We start from the raw sequence: 25,001 nt of genomic DNA on the forward strand, positions 1-25,001 counted from the left end.
TGTGGATCATGGTCGCCGGCCCCTACACCTCGGGCGGGGCCGAGGCGGCCACGCGCGCGGCAAGGCTGGCGGAACTGAACCGCGCGGCGCTCGCGGTTTTCCGCATGGGTCATGTGCCGGTCATCGGGGTGAACATGGCCCTGCCGGTCATCGCCGCGGCCGAGGGCGACGCCTTCGAGGACGTGATGATGCCACTGTCGCTCGCGCTGGCCGAACGATGCGACGCGGTGCTGCGCATCGGCGGGGCGAGTGCGGGGGCCGATGCCGAACTCGCGCGCTTCGCCGCGGCCGGCAAGCCGGTGTTCCGCAGCCTGGCGGAGGTGCCGCCGGCGGCTACGCCTCTTCGGCCTCCTGCTCCTCCCAGCCCACGCGGGTGATCGTGGGCTCGAGGCTGAGCCGCCCGACGATCGCCTCGAGCGCCTCCCGGACCTCACCCTCCGCCGAGAGATGCGCGGTCAGCATGACGCGCGCCGCAGCACCGTCGGTCGCGGGCAGGTCCTCGCTTTCCAGGCGCTGAAGCCGGGCGCCGCTCGCCAGGATCTGCTTCAGCAGCAGCAGGCGCAGCGCGGCCTCGCCTTCGGCCGCGCCGGTCGCGGTGATGCGGAAGCGGTGCGCAACCTCGGCCCCCGATTTCGGCGTGCGGTCGATCAGCGCGGTGAGCGGGCGGATCACGATGTTCACCATCACGATCAGCCCGGCCGCCAGCAGCGCGTGCGGCACCAGCCCCGCCCCACAGGCGACCCCGACGGCAGCCGAGCACCACAGCGTCGCCGCGGTGTTCAGCCCCTTCACGTTCAGCCCCTCGCGCATGATCGCGCCGGCGCCGAGGAAGCCGATTCCCGAGACGACTTGTGCAGCCATGCGCGACGGACTCGCCTCCCCGGGCATGGTGAAGCCGATCGCCGCGAAGGCGGCGGCCCCCAGGGCGACCAGGGCGTTGGTGCGAAGCCCGGCGGCCCGCTGGCGGTACTGGCGCTCGGCCCCGATCGCGGCGCCGAGCAACAAGGCGATCAGCAGGTGCAGCGCGGTGTCGTCGAAGGGCATGCCCGGGCCTCGTCCCTGCCGATCCCGGCGATGTGCCCCGTCCGCGGCGTCGCGGGCAAGGGTTCCCGATCGATCCGCGCCGGGGCGCTAGGTCTCCACCCATTGCCGCAGCAGGTTGGCGTGGGACTTCGCGAGCAGGTCGAAGGTCTCCCCCTTGCCCTGCTCGGCGAAGACGCGGCGCTTCGCGGTCTCGAGATCGAACAGGATCTCGCGCTTCGCCGGGTCGCGCACCAGGCTCTGTACCCAGGTCACGGCGACGATGCGCTCGCCCGCCGTGACCGCTTCGACGCGGTGCAGCGTCGTCGCCGGATAGGCGATCGCATCCCCAGCGCCGAGGCGGAACTCCTGTTCGCCGGCCGGGTCCTCGATCACCAGGGCGCCGCCCTCATAGGTCGCGGGATCGGCGAGGAAGACGGTCACCGCGACATCGGTGCGCACCGGGCCGCCGGGTTCGCCGAGGCCCATCAGCGCGTCGTCGACATGGGTGCCGTAGGTCTCGCCCACCCCATAACGGACGAGCAGCGGCGGCCGCATACGCAGGGGCCGCACGGCGCTACGGAAGACCTCGTTCGCCATCAGCGCGGCGGTGACGATCTCGCCAGCCTCGCGCGACGCGGGGTCGCGCCGGGCGGCCTGGCGGTTCTCCTTCACCAGGCGGGCGTGCCAGCCTGCCGTGGCCCGGCCGTCCTCGAAGCGGGCAGCGTCGACCAGCGCGCGGACCTTGCCGAGTGCGGTCGCATCGAGCACATTGGCAATGCAAATGATCATCGTTCGCAACTTACCGCAGGGCAGGCATCATGGATAGCGGACGGCGGCGGCTCCGGCTCTGGCTGGGCCTCGGGACGGCGGCGCTGATGACCACCCAGGCCGGCCTTGCGGCGGCGCAGGGCGCCACGGCCGCGCCGCCCGCCACGTTGCCGCCCGCGATGCAGGGCGGCGAAGGCGGGGAAGGCGGCGAGGGTGGCGAAGGCGGGGTCGATGCGGACCGCGCCCTGACCGATCCGCTGGCCTTCACCGTCGCGCTGGATGTCATGGCAGCGCACATCGTCGCCGGGCGGGACGTCTATCGCGCTGCGCCGGATTCAGCGGCGGAGATGTTCGCCCACGCCATCGCCGAGGTGTACGCGCTGATGGAGGAGGTGCTGACGCAGCGGGGCGTCGCGCCCTTCCAGGATCGCATGGACCGCGCGACGACGCTGGCGCAGGACCGCGCACCGGCGGAGACCCTGACGCAGGCGGCTGGAGCGATCCTCGCCGCGCTGCAGGAGGCCGAGACGCACGCCCCCTCGCCCGGCGCCACGCCGGCCGTGCAGTTGCGCGTCGCGGTCGAGATGGCCGACCGCGCCGCCCTGCAATACGGCGTGGCACTGCGCGACACGGACAAGGACGAGCCCTATCTCGACGGCTATGGCCTCGCGCGGGTCGCGGCGCTGCGCGGGACGGCGCTGCTGCCGGGGTTGCGCGCCGCCGGCCAGGCCGAGGCCGCCGCACGGCTCGAGGAGGTGCTGGCCCTGCTCGGTGCCGCCTACCCGACCTCGACGCGGCCGGACCATACGCCGGCGGTCGATCCGGCGGCGCTGCTGGCCGCCAGCTCGCGGTTGCGCCTCGCGATCGACTAGGGAAGCACCTTGCCCGGGTTCATCAGCCCGGCCGGGTCGATCGCCGCCTTCACGGCGCGCATCAGGTCGAGCGCGACCGGGTCCTTGTGCGTCGCCATGGCGTGGCGCTTGGACTGGCCGATGCCGTGCTCGGCCGAGAAGGAGCCGCCGAGGTCGACCGCGATCGCGTTGACGATCGGCTCGGCCTCCCGCGCGCGGGCGACCCAGTCCTCGCGCGAGGTGCCGTTGGGCGCCATCAGGCTGACATGGATGTTGCCGTCCCCAGCATGGCCGATGGCGATCAGCCGGCCCTCAGGCCAGCGCGAGGACAGCGCCGCCTCCACCTCGGCGAGGAAGCGCGGCACGGCGGAGACCGGGACCGAGGTGTCGGTGTTCACCACCGGCGCCTCGCGCCGGGCGCAATCGGGCCAGTCCTCCCGGATGCGCCAGAGATTGGCCCGCTGCTGCTCGTTCTCGACCAGCACGGCGTCGGTCACCTCGCCGGCCTCGGCGGCGGTGGCGAGGGTGTCCTCGAGCATCTCCCGCAGCGGCACCGAGGGATGCGCGGCGGCGAGTTCGACCATTACGTACCAGGGGCTGCCGAGCGGCAGCGGCACGCGCAGGCCGATGCCGTTCTTCTGCACGATGTCCATGCAGCGGCCGATCAGCAGTTCGAAGGCGATGACTTCCGCACCGCTTTCCATGACGCGGGAGAACAGCGTCAGCGCGGCGTCCGGCGAGGGCACCGCGACCATGGCGGTCTCCACGCGCTTGAGCGCCGGCACCAGGCGCAACGCCGCCGCGGTGATGACGCCGAGCGTCCCCTCCCCGCCCAGGAACAGGTGGCGCAGCGCGTAGCCGGAATTGTCCTTGCGCACGCGACGCAGGTCGTTGAGCACGCGCCCGTCCGGTAGCACCACCTCGAGCCCCAGGACCAGGTCGCGCGCATTGCCCCAGCGCAGCGTGCGGATGCCGCCGGCATTGGTGGACAGCGCCCCGCCCACCATCGCCGAGCCCTGCGCGCCCCAGGAGAGCGGGAAGAAGCGGTCCGCCGCGGCGGCCGCCTGCTGGACGTTCTGGATGATGCAGCCGGCCTCGGCGACGAGGGAGAAGTCCCGCGCATCGACGTCGCGGATGCGGTTCAGCCGCTCGAGGCTCATCACCACCGAGGGCGGACCGTTCGCCGGCACCACCGCGCCGCCGCAGAGGCCCGTGCGTCCCCCCGCCGGGACGATGGAGAGGCCCTGCGCGGCGCAGACCCGAACGGCCGCCTGGACCTCCTCGACGCTGCCGGGCCGCAGGACTGCGCGTGGCATGCCCTTCCAGGTGCCACGCCAATCGACGGCGTAGGGGGCGAGGTCGTCCGGTTCGGTCAGGCAGTTCCTGGGGCCGAGCGTTGCGGCCAAGGTCTCGAGCGTTTCCATGGCCGCGATCATGCGCTGGCCACGGCGGCGATCAAACCGGCAGGTAGCCCAGCAGGTCGTCCGCCCGCATCACCTCGCAATAGATCCGGTTGATGATCTCGAGCTCGCGCAGATGCAGGTCCATGGTGCCGGCGGCGCAGCCATCCTCGACGACGATCACGTCGAAGGATTCGTCGGCGAGGCTGCGCACCGTCGAGGACACGCACTGGTCGGTGAAGATGCCGGTGCAGACGACATGGGTGATGCCCATGTTGCCGAGCAGCAGGCGCAGGTTGGTCCCGGTCAGCGCCGAATCCGTCGTCTTGGTGACCACCACCTCGCCCGGCTGCGGGGCGAGTTGCGGTACGATCTGCGAGGCATCGGAGTCATGCGGGAGGAACAGGTTGTTCCAGCCCGGCTTCTTCTGGCTGAGCGAACGGTCGCCGCCATCCGGGGTGAGGCAGGCGATGCGCGCGAAGAGGACCGGACCGGCGCCGGCCCGGAACCGTTCCATCAACCGCGCGATGGTGGGGATGACCGTGCCGTGCATCCTATCATGGAAGCCGTCCCAGGCTGCTTCGCGCGCCTGTTCCAGCGGCGGCAGGCTCGCCCGGTCCTGCGGCCGCGCCAGGTAGGTGTTCTGCACGTCGATCACGAGCAGCGCGACCTTGCCCTTCACCAGGACCGGGTCCGGCGCTTCGGGCGCGCCGTCGTAGTAGAAGGATCGCCAGGCCGTCTTCCAGCCGGCCATCAGGCCTTCTCCGGATACATGGCGGCGATGGCCTCGGCCGTCGCGGGAATGCGGCCGCGTTCGGTGATCAGGCCGGTCACGAGGCGGGCCGGCGTCACGTCGAAGGCCGGGTTGGCGGCGGGACTGCCGCCGGCGACGACGCGGATCGTCTCGATCCGGCCGTCCGCGGTGCGGCCCGTGAGGTCCGTGACCTCGGCCTGGCTGCGCTCCTCGATCGGGATCTCGGCCACGCCGTCGGCGACGCGCATGTCGAGCGTCGAATGCGGCAGCGCCACCCAGAACGGGACACCGTTGTCGGCCGCCGCCAGCGCCTTGAGGTAGGTGCCGATCTTGTTCGCGACATCGCCGGTGCGCGTGACGCGGTCGGTGCCGACGATGACGAGGTCGACCTCGCCATGCTGCATCAGATGCCCGCCGGCATTGTCGGCGACCACGGTGTGCGGGACGCCGTGCGCGCCGAGTTCGAACGCGGTGAGCGCGGCGCCCTGGTTCCGCGGCCGCGTCTCATCGACCCAGACATGGACCGGGATGCCGGCGTCATGCGCCATGTAGATCGGCGCGAGGGCGGTGCCCCAATCCACCGTCGCGAGCCAGCCGGCGTTGCAATGCGTCAGCACCTTCACCGGCTTGCCGGGTTTGCGGGCCGCGACCTCCTCGATCAGCGGCAGCCCATGGCGGCCGATCGCCTCGCAGGTCGCCGCATCGTCGTCCGCGATGGCGGCGGCCTCGGCATAGGCGGCGGCGGCGCGGTCCGCGGGCGGCAGGTTGCGCAGCGCGGCCAGCATGCGCTCGATCGCCCAGCGCAGATTGATCGCCGTGGGGCGGGTTTCGGCGAGCATGGCGCAGACCGGTTCCAGCGCCGCCGGATCGCGCCGCATCGCGAGCGCGACGCCATAGGCCGCGGTGGCGCCGATCAACGGCGCGCCGCGGGTCTGCATGGCGCGGATGGCATGCGCGACGTCGTTCTCGTCGGTCAGGCGCAGCCATTCCACCTGCCAGGGCAACCGCGTCTGATCGAGGATGCGAATGGACCAGCCGTCCTGCGCATCCACGCGCACGCTGCGATGCCAGATGCCGTCGATCTTCATGCCGGAGGGACTCTCAGATGCGCTGGTGGAGGGCGCAGACCAGCGTGAACAGGCGTCGGGCGGTTTCGAAGTCGACCTCGATCCGGCCCTTCAGGCGCTGCTGCAGCAGTTCCGCGCCTTCGTTGTGCAGGCCCCGACGGCCCATGTCGATCGCCTGCACGCGGCTTTCCGGGCCGCTTTCGGCCACCGCGCGCTCATGCGCCTCCACCACCAGGTGGTAGTCCTTGATCAGCCGGCGGAACGGGCCGAGGGCCAGGGCGAGGACGTGCAGCGTCCGGTTGTCGACGTCCCGGATGTCGAGGATGAGGCGCCCTTCCCGCACCGACACGGCCAGGGTGTACGGCCCGGGGGCGAGGCCCGGCGGATCGAAGCGGTTGCCCGCAATGAGGTCGGCGATCGCCTGGCGACGGTCGGCTTCCGCGAAGGCGGACGGTGCCGGGGGCTCCTCCGGCAACTCGACGCGGATCAGGCGTTGGTCAGGCATCGCCGGGGCCCCGACGGACCGGGACGACGATCGGTGCGCCCTGCTCGTCCCCCGTCAGTCCGAGGCGCAGCATCCAGGCCACCACGGCGCCCTTCACCGGGCGCAGCAGCAGCGTGCAGACGATGGCGAAGAGCGGCAGCCAGATCGTCATGTGCACCCACATCGGCGGATGCCACGCCTTCTCGATCATGAAGACGAAGGGCAGCAGGACGTGGCCGGCGATCAGGATGGTGAAATAGGGCGGCGCGTCGTCGGCGCGGATGCGCCCGAGCGGCGCGTGGCACACGCTGCATTCGCGAACCAGCTTCAGGTAGCCATCGAACAGATGCCCCTGGCCGCAGACCGGGCAACGCCCACGGGCACCGCGCAGGAGCGCCGTGCCGATCGGCGGTTGGGCCGGAACTTCGGCAGGCTCGGCCCGCTGGGTCTCCCAGGGCATCGGCGTTCCTTTCGGTGGGCACTCTCCGGCGCCCATTGTGCAACGCAACATAAACCACATCGGGGCCGGCCGGTTCAAGCCTTTCCGCACAGCACAGGCTTGCACGGCCCGGATGGCCGGCGCGAGGATGGGTCATGGCCGAACGCATCCTGGTGATCAACCCGAACTCGAGCCTGTCCTGCACGGATGGGATCGCCGCCGCCATCGCGCCCTTCGCGGCGCCGGGCCTGCCGCGGCTCGACGTGACCCGCCTGCCGGGCAGCCCCAACGCCATCGTGACCTGGCGGGACTGGTACGGCGTGGCCGAACCGCTCTGCAGGATGGTCGAGAGCGAGGCGGCCGACGCCTACGTCATCGCCTGCGTGTCCGATCCGGGGCTCGAGGCGGTGCGGACGGCGACCGACAAGCCGGTCTTCGGCCCGCTGCGCTGCGCCGTCGCCGCGGCGATGATGCGCGGCGAGCGCTTCGGCATCATCGCCTTCACCGACAAGTCCAGGCCGCGGCAGCGCCGCGCGCTGCAGGCGATGGGCGTCGAGGCACGGCTCGCCGGCACCATCCCGCTGAACCTCGACATGGAGGTGCTGACCGATCCCGTGGCCCCACGCGCCCGGCTGGCCGAGGCGGCGAAGGAGCTGGTCGCGCAGGGGGCGGAAGCGGTCATCCTCGGCTGCGCCGGCATGGCCGGCCACCGGACCTTCGCCGAGGACGCCTGCGGCGCGCCGGTGATCGAGCCATGCCAGGCGGCGGTGGCGCAGGCGGTGCTGGCAGTGGTTTCAGCGCGCGGGCAGGACATGCGCATCGCCGCCGAATAACGAGATGCCGGAATGGTGAAGCCCTTCCGTCGCAGCGGGTCGTTGTGACGCGGGGCGGTCTCGGCTATCTGGGGCCCTGGTCCCAACCTCGAACGGAAAGGAGTGTCGGATGCCAATGCTGATCCCCGCCGACACTCCGCGCGGCAGTCGCTAGCCGCGCTGTCGTCCTGCCGGCCCGAAGGCCGGCACCTCCATCACCGTTCGAAGTGAAACGCGGCGCCGGGCCGCGTGGGATCCATGTCCAAATCACCTCTGCGCAGCGCGGACTCCTTCCGCGCCACCTTCCGTTTCGTCTTTGCCCGCTGGCGCCGCGAAGGCGCGGCCGCGCCGATGTCGGCGGGCTTCATGCTCGCCGCTGTCCTCTGCGACGTGGCGACGCCGGTGCTCGCCGGTCGGCTGACCGACGTGATCGCCTCGGGCGGCGCCGACGCCGTGCGGCAGGCCGTGGCGCTGCTCGCCGGGCTGGTCGGGCTCGGCGGCGCCATGGCGGCCCTGCGCTACGGCGCGATCCGCGCCATCATCCGGCTGACGCTGGGCAACATGACGAGCCTTGCCCAGGACACCTTCAGCCGCGTCCAGCGCCTGTCGGCCGACTGGCATGCCGAAACCTTCGCCGGTTCCACGGTGCGGAAGATCTCGCGCGGCATGTGGGCGCTCGATCTGTTCAACGACACGGTGCTGATCGCGCTCCTGCCGTCGCTGGCGGTGCTGGTCGCGGCGGCGCTGATGCTCGCGGCGGTGTCGCCTTGGCTGGGGCTGGTCGTGCTGCTCGGCGCCGCAGGCCACGTCGCGCTGACGGCCGTGCTCTCGATGCGCTGGGTGGCGCCGGCCTCCCGGCTCTCCAACCGATGGGACAGCCGGCTGGGCGGCGCGCTTGCCGACAGCATCGGGTCCAATGCCGTGGTGAAGTCCTTTGCGGCAGAGGTGCGCGAGGATGCCCTGCTCGGCGGGCTGCTCGGCCGCTGGCGGCAGCGCACCCGGCGGGCCTGGCTGCGGGGAACGGCGGCGAACGCGGCGCAGGACGCCGCGCTCGTGATCCTGCGCGGCGGCGTCGTGGGTGCGGCGCTGCTGCTGTGGCATCTCGGCCGGGCCAGCGCGGGCGACGTGGTCGCGGCGCTGACCATGTACCTGGTGGTACAGGGCTATCTGCGCGACGTCGGCTACCACATCAGCAACCTGCAGCGCAGCGTGAACGAACTCGAGGATGCCGTCGCGCTGGAGGCGACGCGCCCGGCGATCGCCGACGCGGCCGATGCCCGGCCGCTGCGGGTCACGCAGGGCGCGATCAGCTTCGAGCAGGTCGGATTCCGCTACAGCGGGCACGCCACCCCGCTCTACCGCGGGCTCGACATCCGCATCCGGGGCGGCGAGAGGATCGGGCTGGTCGGGCATTCCGGCTCGGGCAAGTCCACGCTGGTGAAGCTGCTGCAGCGTCTGCACGACGTGACCGACGGGCGCGTCTGCATCGACGGGCAGGACATCCGGCACGTGACGCAGGCGAGCCTGCGCCGCGCGATCGCCGTGGTGGCCCAGGAGCCGGTGCTGTTCCACCGCAGCATCGCGGAGAACATCGCCTATGGCCGTCCCGGCGCCTCCGAGGCCGAGATCCTGAAAGCGGCGGCGCTGGCCCACGCGGACGGCTTCATCGCCCGGCTGCCGCGCGGGCTCGCGACCCTGGTCGGGGAACGCGGCGTCAAGCTCTCGGGCGGCGAGCGCCAGCGCGTCGCCCTCGCCCGCGCCTTCCTCGCGGATGCGCCGATCCTGGTGCTCGACGAGGCGACGGCCTCGCTCGATTCCGCGAGCGAGGCGATGATCCAGGACGCGATGGGCCGGCTGCTGGAGGGGCGGACGGCGCTCGTCATCGCGCACCGGCTGTCCACCGTTCGCGCGATGGACCGCATCCTGGTCTTCGAGCGTGGCCGCATTGTCGAGGACGGGCCGCACGAGGCGCTGCTCCGGCGCGAGGGCGGCATCTATGCCGACCTGTTCCGCCGCCAGGCCACGGGGCTGGCGGAAGTCGCCTGACGGCGCGGCGGCCTTCCTGCATTATGGCTGACCTGCCGCCAGCCATGGCCGGGCGGGCCGCCGCAGATGGAGGGCGTCGCCCTTCGGCCCGGTCGTGCGCATCCGGGCAACGGTCGCCGTCGAGGGCCGGGCGATCCCCCGCCAGGGCCGGCGAACCGCGCCGGCCCGCGGGCTACAGGCCGCGGAAGGCGGGGGAGACTTCTCCCGGGATCACCGGCATCTGGCCCTCCCCGCCCTGGTCGAACGGCGCATAGCCGGGCTCGCCCGTGGGCGCCGGAGCCTCGCCGTCGGCGGCGTTCTCGCGTTGCCGCAGGCGATCCTGGTTGAAGTCGCGGCGCAGGACCCGGGCGGCCTGCTGTTCCGGCGTGCCGCCGGCCGCGGACGGCGCGGCGGCCGTCGGCGCGGCGGGCGGTGGCACGGTGTAGCCCGCCGGCAAGGGCGCCTGGTGTTGGCATGCCGCAAGCAGGACCGCCGTCACGAGGAGTGGGATGCGCATCGCTGGACCTCTGCTGCCCTTCCACACGGACGCTAGCCCAGGACCGCGCGCGCCGACAGGCCGCGACGCAGCGCAGGTCACCGTGCGCCGGGGGACCAGACCGGCGGCGGCTCGCTGCCGACCTGTTCAGTGATCCGGCCATACGCCTCCGGCCGCCGGTGCCTGGCGAAGTTGAAGATCGTGGTGCGGCCGAGCTCGCACATGCCGAGGTCGGCCTCGGCGACGATCAGCTCGTCGCCCCAGGAGGTCGCCTGGGCCATGATCTCCCCCTGCGGGTTCACGATGATGGAATGGCCGAACAGCTCGTGGCCGTCCTCGGTGCCGGCCTTGGCCGTCGCCACCGCGAAGCAGGCGTTCTGGTAGCAGCCCGCGCGGATCGAGAGATGGCTGTGCTCGACGCGCAGGTGGTGCGCCTCGAAGCCGCGGTTGTCCATGTTCAGCGACGGCGTGTTGTAGCCGAGCATGACGAGTTCGACCTGCTGCAGCCCCATCACGCGCCAGGCCTCGGGCCAGCGGCGGTCGTTGCAGATCATCATGCCGACATTGACGTCGTGGCCCGCGACCGGCGCGCGGATGACGGGGAAGCCGAGGTCGCCGACCTCGAAATAGCGCTTCTCGAGGTGCTGCACCTTGCGGATCGGGTCGTAGTCCTTGTGACCCGGCAGGTGGACCTTGCGGTACTTCAGCATGATCTCGCCGTTCGGGCTGACGAAGGCGGCGGTGTTGTAGCGGTGCCCGTCCGGCGTCTTCTCCGCATAGCCGAGGTGGAAGGCGATGCCATACTTGCGCGCGGCTTCGAACAGCGGCGCGGTCTCGTTGGAGGGCAGCGCGGTCTCGTACCAATGGTCGGCGGCGGAGATGTCGTCCTCGTACCAGCGCGGGAAGAAGGTGGTCAGCGCGAGCTCGGGGAAGACCACCACTTCGGCGCCCCGCTGATGCGCCTTTTCCATCAGGCGCACCATGCGGCCCACGGCGACGTCGCGGCCTTCGGCCTTCTGGATGGGGCCGAGCTGGGCGGCGGCGAGGACGAGGCTGCGGGTCATGAGCGGTCTCCGGATGATCGCGGCGACCCTATCGCGGATTGCTGCGCCGCGGGAGGTCAGCGCGGCTCGATGATCGCCGCGCCATGCTTCATGCGGGCCCGCGCGACCGCGGCGGCCAGCGCGTCCTCCCACGCCTCCATCAGCAGGTCCACCAGGTCGCCCGCGGCCGCGCGCGTCGTGGTGATGGCGAGCGTCTCGCCATCACGCGTCACGAGGCGGAAATGGCCGGTCTGCGGATCCTCGACGACCTCGATCACGTGGGCAGGCCGAGTTCCCGCGCCTTGATCTGCAGCGCCAGCACCTTCGAGAAGATGCGGCACTGCGCAAGGCCGCCGGCATGGAACCACAGCCCCGGCTGGCCGGTCGGGCGCCACATGCCGTGGAGTTCGCCTTCCTCGTCCCAGCCCCAGACCTTGCCGACCCGGTCGGCGACCGCATCGCCGAACAGGCGACGCGCGGCCGCGGCCTGGCCCTCGTAGCCGGTGGCGAGCACGATCAGGTCCGCGGACCTCGTCGTGCCGTCCTTCATGATCGCGCCCTCGGGGCCGAAGCGGTCGATGTCGTCGAACTGGATCAGGCCGACCTTGCCGTCGATGATCATCTGCGAGCAGCCGGCGTCGAAGTAGTAACCGCCGCCGCGCTGCTGATACATGATCTGCCAACCCGTGCCGTCGGGGCCCGAGGTCAGGCGGAACCCCTTCTCCTTCAGCCCGTCGAGCAGCGCCTTGTCGGCATGCTCGTTCATCCTCGTCATGCGCTGGTGGGCGCGCCGGTAGATCGGGAACGGAAAGGAGGTGGCGAGGAGGTCCTTGTCCTCGAAGGGGATGTCCTCGTCGTACAGGGCGTAGGGCGCCTGCGCTTCCTTGAGGCTGACCACCAGCGTGGGGCGACGCTGGATCAACGTCACCTCCGCCGCGCCCGACACCGCCAGGTCCTGCGCGACGTCATGCCCCGAGGTGCCGGTGCCGAGTACCAGCGCGCGCCTGCCCGCCCAGTCGAGGCCGCTGCCCACGCTCCCCGAATGCCGCACCACGCCCTTGAAGTCCTTCAGGCCGGGAAGGTCCGGCATGATCGGGATGCTGCTGACGCCGTTCGCCATGACGATGTGGCGCGGGCGCATGCGGCGCTCGGTGCCGTCGGCGCGCTTCAGCGTCACCTCCCAGCATTGCGCCGCCTCGTCCCAGGTGCCGCCGGTGAGCTCCGTGCCGGTCCAGGTGTTGATCTCCATCGCCTCGGCGTAGAGCTCGAACCAGTTCGCCAGCATGTCCTTCGGGATGAAGACCGGCCAGGAGCGCGGGAACGGCATGTACGGGAGGTGATTGACCCGCGTCTCGTTGTGCAGGGTCAGGGCGTGGTAGCGCTTGCGCCAGGAATCCCCGATGCGGGCGTCCTTGTCGATCACCAGCGTATCGACGCCCAGCAGCGACAGCCGCGCCGCGATGGTCATGCCGGACTGAGAGGCGCCGACGACGAGGACCGCCGGGTCACGGTCGGCGTAGGCGACGGCCTTCTTGCGCCGGTCGAGCCAGTTCTCGCCGCCGAAGTTCCGCTTCCAGTCGACGTTCTGCCAGCGCGTGCCGTTGGCCGGGTCCTCGTGGCCGCGGATCTCGTCGAGCGCGGTCATCAGCGTCCAGGCGCGGGGCTCGCCATCCTCGTTGATGAGGCGGACGACGCCGTTGCAGGGGCCGACGGCGGTCTCGAAGGTGAAGATGGCCTCGATCGCCTCGGTCCCGGCGCGGGTGACGCGCCGCGGCGGGGTGCGGCGGGCGGCGAGCGCGATGCCGCGTGGCTGCGCGGTCGCGAGGCGCCCGGCGAGCCGTTCGGCGATCGCATCGGCGCCGGAGGCGGTGCGCAGGTTCCAGGTGAAGGCGAGAATGTCGCGCCAGTGGCATTCGGCGGCGAAAAGGGCCGCGATGGCGGCCGCATCCCGCGCATCCAGCGCCGCCTGGAAGCGGCCGAGCCATGCCTCCGCGGCCGCTTCCGCCGTCGTGCCGGTCATGATGCCGTCCATCGCGCCGTTCTCCTCCGTCTTCTTAAGTTAAGGCGGAGTTTGGGCGCCGGCCGGCGGCGGGGCAAGCGCGGGGCGGCCCGCCGGCCCCGCGCGCCGTGCACATCAGGGCGGCGGGACGGCGCCGACCTGGTCGATGATCGCCCGGTACCATTGCGGGCGGCGATGGGCGGCGAAGTTGAACATCTTCTCCTTGCCCTGGCGGCAGGCGTCGAAGTCGACATCGGCGACGATGACCTCGTCGCCGAGGCTCTTCGCCTCGGCCTGCACCACGCCGTTGGGGTCGACGATGACCGAGCCGCCGATCAGGCCGGAGCCATCCTCGTTGCCGGCCTTGGCGACGGAGACGGCCCAGGTCGCGTTCATGTAGGCGTTGGCCTGCACCGCCAGCGTCGAGTGGAAGGTGCGCAGCTCGGCGCTCTCGGTCGTACCGCCCATCGGGTCGTAGGCGGCGGAGTTGTAGCCGATCAGCATGAGTTCCACGCCCTGCAGCCCGTAGACGCGCCAGCCTTCCGGCCAGCGGCGGTCGTTGCAGATCAGCATGCCGAGGACGGGGCGACCCCAGGCGTCAGGGCCGCGAAAGGCCGGGAAGCCCATGTCGCCATACTCGAAGTAGCGCTTCTCGAGCTGCTGGAAGCGGTCCCCGACGCGCGGTTCGACCGTGCCGGGCAGGTGGATCTTGCGGTACTTGCCGAGGATGCCGCCATCGGGCCCGGTGGTCACCGCCGTGTTGTATCGGCGGCCCTGCGGCGTGAGTTCCGCGTAGCCGATATACATGCCGACGCCGAGCGCCTTGGCCTTGTCGAACAGCGCCTGGGTGTTGGGCCCGGGCAGTTCGGTCTCGAAATAGCTGTCGAGCTCCGCCTGGTCGGTGAAGAGCCAGCGCGGGAAGAAGGTGGTGAACGGCAGTTCGGGGAAGACGACGAGCTTCGCCCCCTTCCCGGCCGCGTCCTCGAGCAGCGCGATCATGCGGTCGAGGATCTGCCTGCGGCTGTCGGACTTCTGGTTGGCGCCCATCTGGGCGCCGGCAATGCGGAGGATGCGGGTCATGACTCGAGTTCCGGTCGGATGGCCTCGACGATCGGGCGGTAGCGCTCGGTCTCGGCGGCGATGAAGGCAGCGGCGGAGGCTGGCGTGCCAGGCTCCGACGCGACGATGCCCGCGCCGTCGAGGGCGGCGCGGAGGGCGGGGTCGGCGAGCATCGCGTTGGTCGCCTGGGACAGGCGCGCGACGATCGCCGGCGGGGTGCCGGGCGGCACGAAGACGGCGTGCCAGAGCACGGCCTGGAAGCCGGGGAGGTTCAGCGCCTCGGCCACCGTGGGGATGTCCGGCGCGCGGGGATGGCGCTGCGGCGTCGCGAGGCCGAGCATCCGCGCCCGCCCGCCCTGGTGCAGCGGCAGCGCCGCGCCGAAGGTGTTCACCCCGAGCGCGATGGTGCCGCCGACGACGTCGTTCATCGCCGGGGCGGCGCCGCGGTAGGGCACATGGGTCAGCGGCACGCCACCGGCGCGCTGCTTCATCAGTTCCGTCGCCAGGTGCATCAGCGTGCCGGTGCCCGGCGAGCCGTAGGACAGATGCGGCTGTGCCGTCCGCGCCGCGGCCATGAAGGCGGCGAGCGTCCCCGGCTGGGACGGGTTCGCGACCCAGGCGAGCGGGCCACCGCCGATCTCGGCCACCGCGATGAAGTCCTTCGCGACGTCGAATTGCGGCTGGCGCGTCACCAAGGGATAGAGCGCGTGGGTCGAGGCGGTGCCGAACAGCAAAGTGAGCCCGTCTGGCCGCGCACGCGCGACCTCGAGCGAGCCGATCGCGCCCCCTGCCCCGCCGCGGTTCTCGGTGACCACGGGCTGGCCGAGTTCGCGCGACAGGCGTTCCGAATAGAAACGCGCATAGACGTCGGTCGGCCCGCCCGCGGGGAACGGGATCACCAGCCGCAGCGGGCGGGAGGGATAAGCGTCCTGACCGATGGCTGGCGCCGCCAGAAATGTTCCGCCGGCGGCCAGCAGCCCGCGGCGGGAGAGCACGTCACAACCCGGCATCGCGCCATGTCTCCGATGGGTTCTCGGGGTGCGGGATGAAGCCCGCCGCGCGCACCCCTTCGATCGCGGCGTATTCGTCCTTGTCCGAGGCGTCGCCCGAGACGCCCACCGCGCCGATCACGGCGCCGTCCGCGCGGCAGATCAGCACGCCGCCGGGGACGGGAATGAAGCGCCCGTCCGAAGCCGCGGCGATGGCCGATTGGAAGGCCGGCCGTTCCTTCAGCCGGTCGCGGATGACGCGACTGCCGATGCCCATGCCGAGCGCGCCATAGGCCTTCCCGGTGGCAATCTCGGCGCGAAGGATGCCCGACCCGTCCTCCCGCTTCAGCACCACCGCGTGGCCGCCGGCATCGAGCACCACCACGGTCAGCGGCAGCAGCCCCGCCGCGCGGCCGGCGGCCAGGGTCGCATCGGCGATGCGCTCGGCGGTGGCGAGCGGCAGGTCCACCGCCAGGTGCTTCACGTAGTAGTCGCCCGTACTCATCGTGACGGCCTCCCCGAGGATCGCCCGATCAGGAACAGGGCGGCGGCAATGCAGATCGACAGCAGCACCGCCACGACCAGGAAGCCATGGCCCGGCCGCAGAAGGCTGATGATGCCGTAATGCAGCAGGCCGATGCCGAGGCCCATCAGGCCCGCAGCGCCCCAATGCGCATAGACCGACAACCCAGCCCAAGGGCGACCCCAGGCCCAGCTGATGGCCAAATGCAGGAGGACCATCCCGCCGCCCATGAGGGCGAGCATCTTCCAGTTGGTGAAGATCATCAGCATGCCGCGCGCGTGCCCTTTGCGATCGCGCCGCGACGGAACCGACGGCGCGGCGTCACCGGAACAAGTCCCTGAAATCCTGAAGCGTCCCGCCGAAGGCCCGCCAGACGATCACGGTGCCGAGGCAGATGCCGCCGCCGAGCAGGAGGCCGGGCAGGCCCTCCCGCATGCCGGCCTGGGCCGCGAGGCTCGCGCCGAGCAAGCCAAGCAACAGCCCCGCGCCGACCGCCATCGCCGCCTGGGCGAACCCAGGCTTCTGGCGCGGCGGCGGCGTCTCGCCGGCACGCGAGGGGCGCGGCGGGCGCTTGATCCAGTGGCCCTTGGGCCGCTCATTCCTCCCCGACATAGGTCCCGTTGTGCTGGCGGGGGACGAAGCGGCCGGTGCCGGGCTTGGCCAGCACCTCCTTGCCGTTCCAGATGCAGGCGCCGCGCAGGTAGGTCGCGGCGACGCGCGCGGCCATGCGACGGCCGTCATAGGGGGACCACTTCGCGTCCGGCTCGTCCTGGATCTCGGCGGCGTCGAAGGTGAACTCGCCGGTCTCGAGCACCAGGAAGTCGGCGTCGGCGCCCACGCGGATGGCGCCCTTCCTCGGGAAGAGCCCGTGGAACTTCGCAGGGCGCTCGGCGCAGTATTTCGCCATCAGCGTCACCGGCAGCGAGCGTTCCGACAGCAGCGTGTACATCAGCGGCGCGAAGGACTGCAGGCCCGTCAGGCCCGCGCCGACGGCGAAGATGTCCCCGCTGTAGGTCTTGCGGTCCTTCGGCCAGGGGGCATGGTCGGTCGAGACATAGGCGATCTTGCCCGCCGCGAAGGCCTCCCACATCCGGGCCACTTCCTCCTGCGTGCGGAAGGGCGGGTTGCATTTCCCGAAGCCCTCGAGGCGGACGATGTCCTCCTCGGTCATGCAGAGATACTGGATGCAGGCCTCGCCCGAGGCCTTGCCGCCCATCCGCCGGAACACCTCGGCGATCTCGAAGCCGCGGGCGAGCGAGGAATGGGCGATGTGGACGTGGGCGCCGGTCTCGAGGCCGATCTCGAAGATCTCGAGGTCGGCCATGGTCTCGCAGAGCGGCGGTCGGGTGCGGCAGTGCCAGATGGGCGAGGTGTTGCCGGCGGCCTTCGCTTCCTCCGTGAGGCGGACGACGATCTCCTGGTCCTCGTTGTGGATCGCGACCATCAGGCCGGTCTTCGCGATCTCCCGGAAGGCGGCGACCATGGTCGGGTGGTCGATGCGCGGGAAGCGCACCGGGTCGTACTCATATGTCGAGAGCTTGAAGGAGCAGACGCCGGCCTCGGCGAGGCCCGCGATGGCGTCCACGCCGCCCGACTTCTTGATGGTGCCGTAGAGCGCCATGTCGACATGGGAGGTGGCGTTCACCACCTCGACCTTCTCGGCGAGGATCGAGGCGTCGGTGACCGGGCGCGGCACGTCATAGGGCATGTCGACGCAGGTGGTGACACCGCCGGCCGCGGCCGACATGGACGCCCCCTTGATGCCGGGCCAGCCGCGGGAGGAGGAGGTGTGCATGTGCCCGTCCACCAGGCCGGGCAGCACGTAGCGGCCGGAATGGTCGATCACCTCCTTGGCGGGCGGGCTCGCGCCCTCCCCGATGGCGGCGATGGTCTCGCCGCGGATGGCGACGTAGCCGTCGCGCAGGATGCGGTCGGGCAGGACCAGGTCGCCGCGGATCACGCGGTCGAAGGGGGTGGCGTCGGACATGGGCGGAAGACTCCCCGGAAGAGATCGCGGCGGAGGCTAACGCCACTGCCCCGCCCTGCCCACCCCGCCCCGGCTTGATGGCGCGCCCGCGCCGGGGGACCATCGCGGCATGGAAACGCCCGCTGCGCGCCTGCGCGCCCGCCTCACCCCCGATCGTCCCGCCATTGCGATGTCGGCGCACAACGCGCTCTCGGCGAGGCTGGCCGCCGAGGCCGGGTTCGACGCCATCTGGGGCAGCGGCTTCGAGCTCTCGGCCGCCCATGCGGTGCCCGATGCCTCGATCCTGTCGTGGGAGACGCATCTCGCCGCCATGCGGGCGATGGTGGAGGTGCAATCGGCGCCGGTGGTCGCCGACATCGACACCGGCAGCGGTAATGCGGTGAACGTCGCCTACCTGGCGCCGCGCTACGCCGCGGCCGGGGTCGCTGCGATGGTCATGGAGGACAAGACCTTCCCCAAGGATTCCTCGCTCCGCGTCGGCGGGCGGCAGGAGCTCGTCCCGGTCGAGGAATTCCAAGGGAAGATCGAGGCGGCGCGGGTCGCGGGCGGCCCGCTGGTCATCGCGCGGACCGAGGCGCTGATCGCCGGCCTCGGCCAGGATGAGGCGCTGAAGCGCGGCGAGGCCTATGCCGAAGCTGGCGCGGACGCGGTGCTGATCCATTCCAAGCAGAAGACGCCGGACGAGATCCTCGCCTTCTGCCGCGCCTGGCCGGGCCGCGTGCCGCTGGTGCTGGTGCCGACCTCCTACCCGCAGCTTTCGTTCAAGGAGGTCGCGGCGCTGGAGAAGGTCGGGCTGATCATCTGCGGCAACCACGCGATCCGCGCCGCCGTCGCGGCGATGCGGGAGACCTTCGCGCGGATCCTCGCCGAGGGCGGGATCGCGGGGGTGGAAGGGCGCATCGCCTCGGTCGCCGAGATCTTCGCGCTGCAGGGCGATGGCGCGATGCGGGAGATCGAGAAGCGGTTCCTGCGCTGAGATGGCGAGCGGCACCCCCTGGACTGGCGCCGCACCCTAGCGCTCGGAATGGCGCGTTGCCGCATCGCGACGCAGGACAAGCCCCAGCAATATTATCCATGCGAGCGGACCGGCGAATAGCGCTGGCCCAAAGAACGCCAGCACCGGCAACAACCATGCGACTGCCGTCAGCAACAACTCGCCCTTCAGCCATCCTCCAGTGCGCGCAGCGGTCCGGGCAATGAAGCTCGCCGCGACCGCAACAAGAACCTGGTCGTAGGCGAACACGTACGGCGTGGCCAACATCATCGCGGCAAAAGTGGCGACGGCACGGAGATCGCCGTCCGCCCCAGCCGACCGAACCCAGAAGCGCGCCGCGATAACGGTCGCAGCGATCGCCACAGTGAGGTGGAGAGTCCAGGCGAGAGCACTCCCGCCGCCGAACAGCACCACGGCGGCATGAACAGAATGATAGAAATAGAAATCCGCCCCGCCCGATCGGTCGCCGGATAGGTCAGCTGCGCCACGCGTCAGCGATTGTGCAAAAGCGACCCAAGAGTCGGGACCGAAGGCTGCCGCACTCAGGCCCACCAGGGCTACGCTACCAACGCAGGCGGCGAGAAAAGTCCGGTACCGCCGAGAGAAAAGGAGGAGGACGGGAAGGACAACGCCGAAATGCGGCTTGTAGGTCAGAAGCGCGATGCAAAGGCCTGACCCGGTCGGTCGCCGATCGAGCCATAGCACGGCGAGCGTAGCCAGGACGGCTGTTAGAAAGCCGTTCTGTCCCAAAAGCGCACACAGGATGGATGCGGGCGAGAGGGCTACGACAAGCGCCTGCCGGCCGCTCGGTACAACCTTCCACACTATCCAAAGCAGGGACCCGAGCGTTGCGAAATTCCAGATGGCCCAGGACCACTCGATGGCCAGAACCGAGATAGGTATGGCGACGAACAGGAAATGCGGTGGGTTCCGCCAAACCAGGCCCGGCGATAGATCAAGATGCAGGTGGGTTGCGGCGAACTCCAGGAACCAGGGCCAATCATAGATGCCGCGAGCGTCGCCCGTCAGCGCGAGGCGCCCTGCCACCCAAAAGACGGCGAAATCGACGCCCTCCCCCCCAGCACGGCCTGCAACCAGTTCACCTATTGCAACTGGCAGCACCGCGACGAGCAGAGCCAAGCTCCCAATGCAGAAGCCCGTCCCCGCGTGTCGAACCGCGCTCGCAAAGCCGGCTGAACGAAATATCGGGCTCAGTAGGTTCCCCCAGCGTCGCGGCCGTATGTCATAGGACGATGATGCCGTGGCCAGCATACCGATTCCTGTCCTGTTGCGGCGTGCCAGAATCGGTTTCATCGGGCTTCCAGTTGTGATCGCGTATTTCCCGCGCACACCGAATTCGGATTGGACGAAACGTCGACCCGCGGTGCACAAGCGCCCGGGCTGCTAGAATCCGCGAGGCCGCCTGCCATGATCCACCCCGTGAAGGTCCATCCCTCCAGGGCGCTGCTCCCGCGCGAGGAACAGCTCGCCTGGAAGATGGCGGCGGTCGCCACCGACAGGGTGGCGGTCGAGAAAGACGTCCAGGCGATGATCATCAATCGGATCATCGACAACACGGCCGTGGCCATCGCCGCCATCAACCGCCGCCCCGTCGTCTCGGCACGCGACATGGCGCTGGGGCACCCGAGGAAGGCGGGCGGGGCACAGGTGCTGGGCGTGAAGGCGGCCACCACGGTCTCCCCCGAATGGGCGGCATGGGCGAACGGGACGGCGGTGCGCGAGCTCGACATGCACGACACCTTCCTTGCCGCCGACTATTCCCACCCCGGCGACAACATCCCGCCCATCCTGGCTGTCGCGCAGGCCATGGAGCGCTCGGGGCGCGACCTGATCCGCGGCATCGCCACCGGCTACGAGATCCAGATCGACCTGGTCCGATCGGTCTGCCTGCACGAGCACAAGGTCGACCACATCGCCCATCTGGGGCCCTCGGCGGCAGCCGGGATCGGCACGCTGCTCGGACTGAAGCAGGAGGTCGTCTACCAGGCGATCCAGCAGGCGCTGCACACCACCATCACCTTCCGCCAGTCACGCAAGGGGGAGATCTCCTCCTGGAAGGCCTATGCGCCCGCCCATGCCGGCAAGCTCGCCATCGAGGCGGTGGACCGCTGCATGCGCGGCGAGGGCGCGCCCTCACCTATATATGAAGGTGAGGACAGCGTGATCGCCTGGGTCCTGTCGGGGCGGTCGAACCGCCAGGACGTCTTCGGCCCCGTCTACTACCACGTGCCGTTGCCGTCGCCGGGCGAGCCCAAGCGCGCCATCCTCGCCTCCTACACCAAGGAGCATTCGGCCGAGTACCAGTCCCAGGCGCTGATCGACCTCGCCTTCCGGATGCGGGAGCGGATCACGGATGTCGAGGCGATCGAGCGGATCGTCATCCACACCTCCCACCACACCCACAACGTGATCGGGACGGGGGCGAAGGATCCGCAGAAGATGGACCCGAAGGCGTCGCGGGAGACGCTGGACCATTCCATCATGTTCGCCTTCGCCGTCGCCCTGCAGGATGGCCGCTGGCACCACGTCGACAGCTACGCGCCGAAGCGGGTCGCCCGGGCCGACACCGTGCGGCTGTGGCACAAGATCGAGACCCGCGAGGATCCGGAGTGGACCCGCCGGTATCATGCCAAGGATCCGGATGAGCTTGCCTTCGGCGGCCGGGTCGAGATCCTGTTCAAGGACGGCGCGCGCCTGGTCGACGAGCTGGGCGTCGCGAACGCGCATCCGAACGGCGCCCGCCCCTTCGCCCGGCCGGACTACGTCGCGAAGTTCCGCAGCCTGACCGAGGGCATCATCACCGCGCGGGAGGCGAACCGGTTCCTCGAAACCGTGCAGGACCTGCCGCGGATGAAGGCCGGTACGCTCGGGGCGCTGAACGTGGCGCTGCCGGCCGGCGCGCTGCGCCAGGGCAAGCCGGGCATCTTCTGAGCGCGCCGGTGGGCGGGCAGGCCGCGATCGGCGCGGCGGGCGACGCCGATGCGCCCGCCCTCGCCCGCATCTTCCTGGCTGCGCGGGCGGCGGCGCTGCCCGGACTGCGCGAGGTCCATTCGGCGGAGGAGGTCGCCGCCTGGCTCGCGTCGGCGCTGATGGCGCGGCAGCGGGTCCGCATGGCGACGGTCGCGGGCGTTCCGGTGGGCTATGTCGGTTTCGGCCTGGACGCGGCGCGCGGGCCGATGGTGTTCCATCTCTACATCGCGCCAGGCTGGTGGCGCCGTGGCATCGGCACGCGTCTGCTGACCGAGGCAGAGGCCGCCCTGGGCCCCCGCCTTTCCTTGTTCTGCATCAAGCGCAACACTGCAGCCCGAGCCTTCTATGAACGCCATGGCTTCCGCGTCGCCGCCACCAGCGACGGCGCGGGGACGGAAGAAGGGGAGCCGGACATCCTGTTCGCGCGGGATGACGGCTCACCGGACAGAGACGACAAAGTGGGAGCAACCGATGAGCGAAACGCCTGACATCAAGAAGGGGCTGGTTGGCGTCTATGCCGACGAGTCCTCGATCTCCAAGGTCATGCCGGAGACCAACTCCCTGACCTACCGCGGCTATGCGGTGCAGGACCTGTGCGAGAACGCCTCCTTCGACGAGACGGCCTTCCTGCTGTGGAACGGGGAACTGCCGTCCAAGGCGGAGCTCGCGGCGTTCCAGGCGGAGGAGAAGGCGAACCGCGCACTGAGCCCCGCACTGCTGCGCGTGCTGCGCGAGTTCCCCAAGGACGCGCATCCGATGGACGCGATCCGGTCCGCCGTGTCCTTCATGGGCATGGAGGATCCCGAGACCGCCGACATCTCGGACGCCGCCCAGCGGCGCAAGGCGATGCGGCTGCTCGCCAAGATCCCGACCGCGGTGGCGGCGTCCAACCGGCTGTCCAAGGGGCTGGACCCGATCGCACCCGACCCCTCGCTGTCCTTCGGCGCCAACTTCTTCCACATGGTGTTCGGGAAGGTGCCGCAGGCGGAGGTGCTGAAGGCCTTCGACGTCTCGATGATCCTGTACGCCGAGCACACCTTCAACGCCTCGACCTTCACCGCCCGGACCATCTGCTCGACCATGGCGGACATGCACGGGGCGATCACCGGGGCGATCGCCGCGCTCAAGGGCCCGCTGCACGGCGGCGCCAACGAGGCGGTGATGCACATGCTGAAGGAGATCCCCTCCCCCGACGTCGCCGAGGCCTGGCTGCGCGAGCGCTTCGACCACAAGGCGCTGGTGATGGGCTTCGGCCACCGGGTCTACAAGACGGGCGACAGCCGCGTGCCGACCATGAAGAAGTACGCCGAGATCATGGCCGAGGTGGTGGGCGACAAGCGGTGGATGAACACCTCCGCCGTGCTGGCGCGGGTGATGCTGGCCGAGAAGAAGATCCACCCGAACCTCGATTTCCCGGCCGGCCCTGCCTACTACCTGATGGGCTTCGACATCCCGCTCTTCACGCCGATCTTCGTGTGCTCCCGCATCACCGGCTGGGCGGCGCATGTGCTCGAGCAGGCGGCCGACAACCGTCTGATCCGCCCGCTGTCCTGGTACACCGGGCTCGAGCAGCGGCCCGTCGTGCCGCTCGCGCAGCGCGGCTGACGCCTCTCGCTCCCGCCGCAGTCGCGTGCGGCGGGAGCACTTCGCACGGCGCGCGACGCGCGCGCCGGACGCGCAAATCGCGACACACACGACACACGCATCGCAGCACCACGACGTCGACGTGCATTTTGCGCGCGTGCATGTGCGGATTCTGTTGACATGCAATATGCGCGTGCAGATAGCGTGACGCCGCGCGAATCATCTTGCGCGATTCGTCGGACACGCTCTCACGCACGACGCTCCGCACGACAGAGTCCGGAGCACCGAGCAGCAGGACGACACCGGCGCATCGGCAGCGGTGGATCGCCGCAGCAGGGAAGGACGGTCCATGGACCGCAGGCTCACGGGAAGGATGGCGCATGATGCTTTCCTTCCGGCACCGCCCGACAGCGCCGACCACGCGCTGACCTTCGGCGGGAGAGACGTCGGAGGCGGCGTGCGGCGGGGAATTACCGCGCGCTTCGCCCGTTCCGGCACCTGCACCATGGCCGCGACGGCGCGCGACGGGATCCGCGCGCCGACGGTCCGCCCGATCCATCTGCTGTCCCCCCGGGTGCGGCGCCGATGCGCACCGCCTCCGAATCACCGGAACGCACGGAGACACCACTCACCATGACCGACATCATCGAGACTGAAGAGGAACTGCGGGCCCAGCCGATGGCGATGGCCGCGGCGAAGAAGAAGGCGCCGGCGAAGCGCAAGCCGGCTGCCAAGAAGCCCGCCGCGAAGAAGGCCGCCGCCAAGAAGCCGGCCGCCAAGAAGGCCGCCGCCAAGAAGAAGCCGGCTGCCAAGAAGGCCGCGCCGAAGAAGGCCGCTGCCAAGAAGGCTGCCCCGAAGAAGGCCGCCGCCAAGAAGCCGGCCGCGAAGAAGGCCGCTGCCAAGAAGCCGGCCGCGAAGAAGGCCGTCGCGAAGAAGAAGCCGGCTGCCAAGAAGGCCGCTCCGAAGAAGGCCGCCGCCAAGAAGGCTGCCCCGAAGAAGGCCGCCGCCAAGAAGCCGGCTGCCAAGAAGGCCGCTCCGAAGAAGGCCGTCGTGAAGTCCGCCGCCCGCGTCGAGGCGGCGAAGAAGGCAGCCGCCACGCGCGCCGCGAAGCGCGCGGCGGCCGCGGCCGCGGCCGCCGCGCCCGCGCCGGAAACCCCGGCGAGCTGATCCCAGCGCCGATCCCGGCGTCCGGGGGCGCCGTCCGCTGAGGCGGGCGGCGCCCCTTTCGCTTTCAGGACCACCATGACCATCGCCATCGCGCCGCTGCCACCGGAGCAGCGGCACCGCCTCGCACCGCTGCTGGAGCTCTACGCCACGGAGATGCGGGAAACCCTCGCCGGATCGCAGCCCGCCCCCGGGGCGCAGGCCGCAGCGCTTCTCGCCAAGGATCCGCGCACCGAGGTGCTCACCGCCTGCGCCGGGGACGACATCATCGCCTTCGCCATCTTCTTCGACCTGCCGGAGGCTGTCTTCGCACGACGCTGCGGCGCGCTGGACGACCTCTTCGTGCGTCCGGACCACCGCGGGCGCGGGATCGCCCGGCGGATGATCGACGCGCTGGTCGGCATCGGGCGTGCCCGGCATTGGTCGCATCTGCGCTGGATCGTGCCCGAAGGCGACCGAGGGGCGATCGCCCTGTACGAGCGCATCGCCGAACGCGCGGATTGGCGATCCTACGTCATCCGGCTGGATCCAGCCGCCTCGCTCTGACGG

The 25,001-nt window shown here is 70.7% G+C and carries 28 protein-coding genes; 10 read left to right on the plus strand and 18 right to left on the minus strand.

The annotated features are described in order from the left end of the window. Nucleotides 1-8 precede the first annotated feature (8 nt). Nucleotides 9-377 carry a DUF1937 family protein gene (locus GWK16_RS10880; RefSeq protein WP_211187320.1) on the plus strand — a complete coding sequence of 123 codons (369 nt, stop codon included), beginning with the start codon at nucleotides 9-11 and terminating at the stop codon, nucleotides 375-377. Here the strand turns inward: GWK16_RS10880 and GWK16_RS10885 are convergent. Continuing rightward, the gene (locus GWK16_RS10885) at nucleotides 334-1,044 is read right to left on the minus strand and encodes an MgtC/SapB family protein (protein WP_170053992.1); all 711 of its coding nucleotides are present in this window, start codon (nucleotides 1,042-1,044) and stop codon (nucleotides 334-336) included. The genes GWK16_RS10880 and GWK16_RS10885 overlap by 44 nt on opposite strands. Nucleotides 1,045-1,131: 87 nt before the next feature. After that, complete coding sequence (locus tag GWK16_RS10890) at nucleotides 1,132-1,812, minus strand: Fe2+-dependent dioxygenase (protein WP_170053993.1); 681 nt, start codon at nucleotides 1,810-1,812, stop codon at nucleotides 1,132-1,134. 29 nt (nucleotides 1,813-1,841) lie between these two features. Here GWK16_RS10890 and GWK16_RS10895 point away from each other — a divergent pair, with 29 nt between their 5' ends. Then, complete coding sequence (locus GWK16_RS10895; protein ID WP_170053994.1) at nucleotides 1,842-2,663, plus strand: hypothetical protein; 822 nt, start codon at nucleotides 1,842-1,844, stop codon at nucleotides 2,661-2,663. On the opposite strand, the gene GWK16_RS10900 is transcribed toward GWK16_RS10895, so the two are convergent. From GWK16_RS10900 to GWK16_RS10920, 5 genes are read right to left on the minus strand one after another with little or no spacing between them, the layout of a single operon-like run. Next, complete coding sequence (locus GWK16_RS10900; RefSeq protein WP_248291311.1) at nucleotides 2,660-4,066, minus strand: FAD-binding oxidoreductase; 1,407 nt, start codon at nucleotides 4,064-4,066, stop codon at nucleotides 2,660-2,662. The two genes, GWK16_RS10895 and GWK16_RS10900, sit on opposite strands and share 4 nt — an antisense overlap. A gap of 31 nt (nucleotides 4,067-4,097) precedes the next feature. Continuing rightward, the gene (locus GWK16_RS10905) at nucleotides 4,098-4,796 is read right to left on the minus strand and encodes a cysteine hydrolase family protein (protein WP_170053996.1); all 699 of its coding nucleotides are present in this window, start codon (nucleotides 4,794-4,796) and stop codon (nucleotides 4,098-4,100) included. Next, the gene (mtnA, locus tag GWK16_RS10910) at nucleotides 4,796-5,884 is read right to left on the minus strand and encodes an S-methyl-5-thioribose-1-phosphate isomerase (RefSeq protein ID WP_170053997.1); all 1,089 of its coding nucleotides are present in this window, start codon (nucleotides 5,882-5,884) and stop codon (nucleotides 4,796-4,798) included. The genes GWK16_RS10905 and mtnA overlap by 1 nt, the downstream gene beginning before the upstream one ends. Before the next feature lie 13 nt (nucleotides 5,885-5,897). Beyond that, nucleotides 5,898-6,368, minus strand: a complete 471-nt coding sequence (locus GWK16_RS10915) for a UPF0262 family protein (RefSeq protein WP_170053998.1) — start codon at nucleotides 6,366-6,368, stop codon at nucleotides 5,898-5,900. After that, a complete protein-coding gene (locus GWK16_RS10920) occupies nucleotides 6,361-6,807 on the minus strand; it encodes a DUF983 domain-containing protein (RefSeq protein ID WP_170053999.1) in 447 nt (148 codons plus the stop codon). Before GWK16_RS10920 ends, GWK16_RS10915 begins: the two co-directional genes overlap by 8 nt. Before the next feature lie 134 nt (nucleotides 6,808-6,941). Here GWK16_RS10920 and GWK16_RS10925 point away from each other — a divergent pair, with 134 nt between their 5' ends. Next, complete coding sequence (locus GWK16_RS10925) at nucleotides 6,942-7,619, plus strand: aspartate/glutamate racemase family protein (protein WP_170054000.1); 678 nt, start codon at nucleotides 6,942-6,944, stop codon at nucleotides 7,617-7,619. Between the two features lie 237 nt (nucleotides 7,620-7,856). Continuing rightward, entirely contained in the window at nucleotides 7,857-9,644 is a 1,788-nt protein-coding gene (locus tag GWK16_RS10930) for an ABC transporter ATP-binding protein (protein WP_170054001.1), read from the plus strand. A 172-nt stretch (nucleotides 9,645-9,816) separates the two neighbouring features. Here GWK16_RS10930 and GWK16_RS10935 read toward each other — a convergent pair whose 3' ends face one another. The 10 genes from GWK16_RS10935 to GWK16_RS10980 all read right to left on the minus strand — a co-directional run bounded on the left by GWK16_RS10935 (nucleotide 9,817) and on the right by GWK16_RS10980 (nucleotide 17,719). Continuing rightward, entirely contained in the window at nucleotides 9,817-10,140 is a 324-nt protein-coding gene (locus GWK16_RS10935; protein WP_170054002.1) for a hypothetical protein, read from the minus strand. A gap of 77 nt (nucleotides 10,141-10,217) precedes the next feature. Further along, nucleotides 10,218-11,183, minus strand: a complete 966-nt coding sequence (locus tag GWK16_RS10940) for an N-carbamoyl-D-amino-acid hydrolase (RefSeq protein WP_170054003.1) — start codon at nucleotides 11,181-11,183, stop codon at nucleotides 10,218-10,220. Nucleotides 11,184-11,239: 56 nt separating this feature from the next. Further along, the gene (locus GWK16_RS10945) at nucleotides 11,240-11,440 is read right to left on the minus strand and encodes a hypothetical protein (RefSeq protein WP_170054004.1); all 201 of its coding nucleotides are present in this window, start codon (nucleotides 11,438-11,440) and stop codon (nucleotides 11,240-11,242) included. Beyond that, nucleotides 11,437-13,194, minus strand: coding sequence for a flavin-containing monooxygenase (locus GWK16_RS10950; RefSeq protein WP_170054005.1), 1,758 nt, complete (start codon nucleotides 13,192-13,194; stop codon nucleotides 11,437-11,439). The genes GWK16_RS10945 and GWK16_RS10950 overlap by 4 nt, the downstream gene beginning before the upstream one ends. Before the next feature lie 102 nt (nucleotides 13,195-13,296). Next, a complete protein-coding gene (locus GWK16_RS10955) occupies nucleotides 13,297-14,241 on the minus strand; it encodes an N-carbamoyl-D-amino-acid hydrolase (RefSeq protein ID WP_170054006.1) in 945 nt (314 codons plus the stop codon). Next, entirely contained in the window at nucleotides 14,238-15,230 is a 993-nt protein-coding gene (locus tag GWK16_RS10960) for a Bug family tripartite tricarboxylate transporter substrate binding protein (RefSeq protein ID WP_170054007.1), read from the minus strand. Before GWK16_RS10960 ends, GWK16_RS10955 begins: the two co-directional genes overlap by 4 nt. Continuing rightward, entirely contained in the window at nucleotides 15,217-15,714 is a 498-nt protein-coding gene (locus GWK16_RS10965) for a GlcG/HbpS family heme-binding protein (protein ID WP_170054008.1), read from the minus strand. Before GWK16_RS10965 ends, GWK16_RS10960 begins: the two co-directional genes overlap by 14 nt. Beyond that, nucleotides 15,711-16,001 carry a hypothetical protein gene (locus tag GWK16_RS10970; protein WP_170054009.1) on the minus strand — a complete coding sequence of 97 codons (291 nt, stop codon included), beginning with the start codon at nucleotides 15,999-16,001 and terminating at the stop codon, nucleotides 15,711-15,713. Before GWK16_RS10970 ends, GWK16_RS10965 begins: the two co-directional genes overlap by 4 nt. A 52-nt stretch (nucleotides 16,002-16,053) precedes the next feature. Continuing rightward, complete coding sequence (locus tag GWK16_RS10975; protein WP_170054010.1) at nucleotides 16,054-16,344, minus strand: hypothetical protein; 291 nt, start codon at nucleotides 16,342-16,344, stop codon at nucleotides 16,054-16,056. Continuing rightward, a complete protein-coding gene (locus tag GWK16_RS10980; protein WP_170054011.1) occupies nucleotides 16,328-17,719 on the minus strand; it encodes a dihydroorotase in 1,392 nt (463 codons plus the stop codon). Before GWK16_RS10980 ends, GWK16_RS10975 begins: the two co-directional genes overlap by 17 nt. A gap of 109 nt (nucleotides 17,720-17,828) precedes the next feature. Between GWK16_RS10980 and GWK16_RS10985 the strand changes: the two genes are divergently transcribed. Further along, nucleotides 17,829-18,695, plus strand: a complete 867-nt coding sequence (locus tag GWK16_RS10985; protein WP_170054012.1) for a phosphonopyruvate hydrolase — start codon at nucleotides 17,829-17,831, stop codon at nucleotides 18,693-18,695. A gap of 36 nt (nucleotides 18,696-18,731) precedes the next feature. On the opposite strand, the gene GWK16_RS10990 is transcribed toward GWK16_RS10985, so the two are convergent. Further along, nucleotides 18,732-19,853, minus strand: coding sequence for a glycosyltransferase family 87 protein (locus GWK16_RS10990; protein WP_170054013.1), 1,122 nt, complete (start codon nucleotides 19,851-19,853; stop codon nucleotides 18,732-18,734). A gap of 288 nt (nucleotides 19,854-20,141) precedes the next feature. On the opposite strand from GWK16_RS10990, the gene GWK16_RS10995 reads away from it, so the two are divergent. From GWK16_RS10995 to GWK16_RS11015, 5 genes are all read left to right on the plus strand, one after another. Beyond that, the gene (locus GWK16_RS10995) at nucleotides 20,142-21,665 is read left to right on the plus strand and encodes an MmgE/PrpD family protein (protein ID WP_170054014.1); all 1,524 of its coding nucleotides are present in this window, start codon (nucleotides 20,142-20,144) and stop codon (nucleotides 21,663-21,665) included. 8 nt (nucleotides 21,666-21,673) lie between these two features. Then, entirely contained in the window at nucleotides 21,674-22,192 is a 519-nt protein-coding gene (locus GWK16_RS11000; protein ID WP_211187321.1) for a GNAT family N-acetyltransferase, read from the plus strand. Then, nucleotides 22,176-23,309: a bifunctional 2-methylcitrate synthase/citrate synthase gene (locus GWK16_RS11005; protein WP_170054015.1), complete on the plus strand. Its 1,134-nt coding sequence runs from the start codon at nucleotides 22,176-22,178 to the stop codon at nucleotides 23,307-23,309. The genes GWK16_RS11000 and GWK16_RS11005 overlap by 17 nt, the downstream gene beginning before the upstream one ends. A 612-nt stretch (nucleotides 23,310-23,921) precedes the next feature. Beyond that, nucleotides 23,922-24,455: a histone H1-like repetitive region-containing protein gene (locus GWK16_RS11010; protein ID WP_211187322.1), complete on the plus strand. Its 534-nt coding sequence runs from the start codon at nucleotides 23,922-23,924 to the stop codon at nucleotides 24,453-24,455. A gap of 75 nt (nucleotides 24,456-24,530) precedes the next feature. Continuing rightward, nucleotides 24,531-24,998: a GNAT family N-acetyltransferase gene (locus GWK16_RS11015; RefSeq protein WP_170054016.1), complete on the plus strand. Its 468-nt coding sequence runs from the start codon at nucleotides 24,531-24,533 to the stop codon at nucleotides 24,996-24,998. The last annotated feature ends 3 nt before the right edge of the window (nucleotides 24,999-25,001 follow it).

It is taken from the genome of Neoroseomonas marina (assembly GCF_012927745.1).
GTDB classification, from domain to species: domain Bacteria; phylum Pseudomonadota; class Alphaproteobacteria; order Acetobacterales; family Acetobacteraceae; genus Neoroseomonas; species Neoroseomonas marina.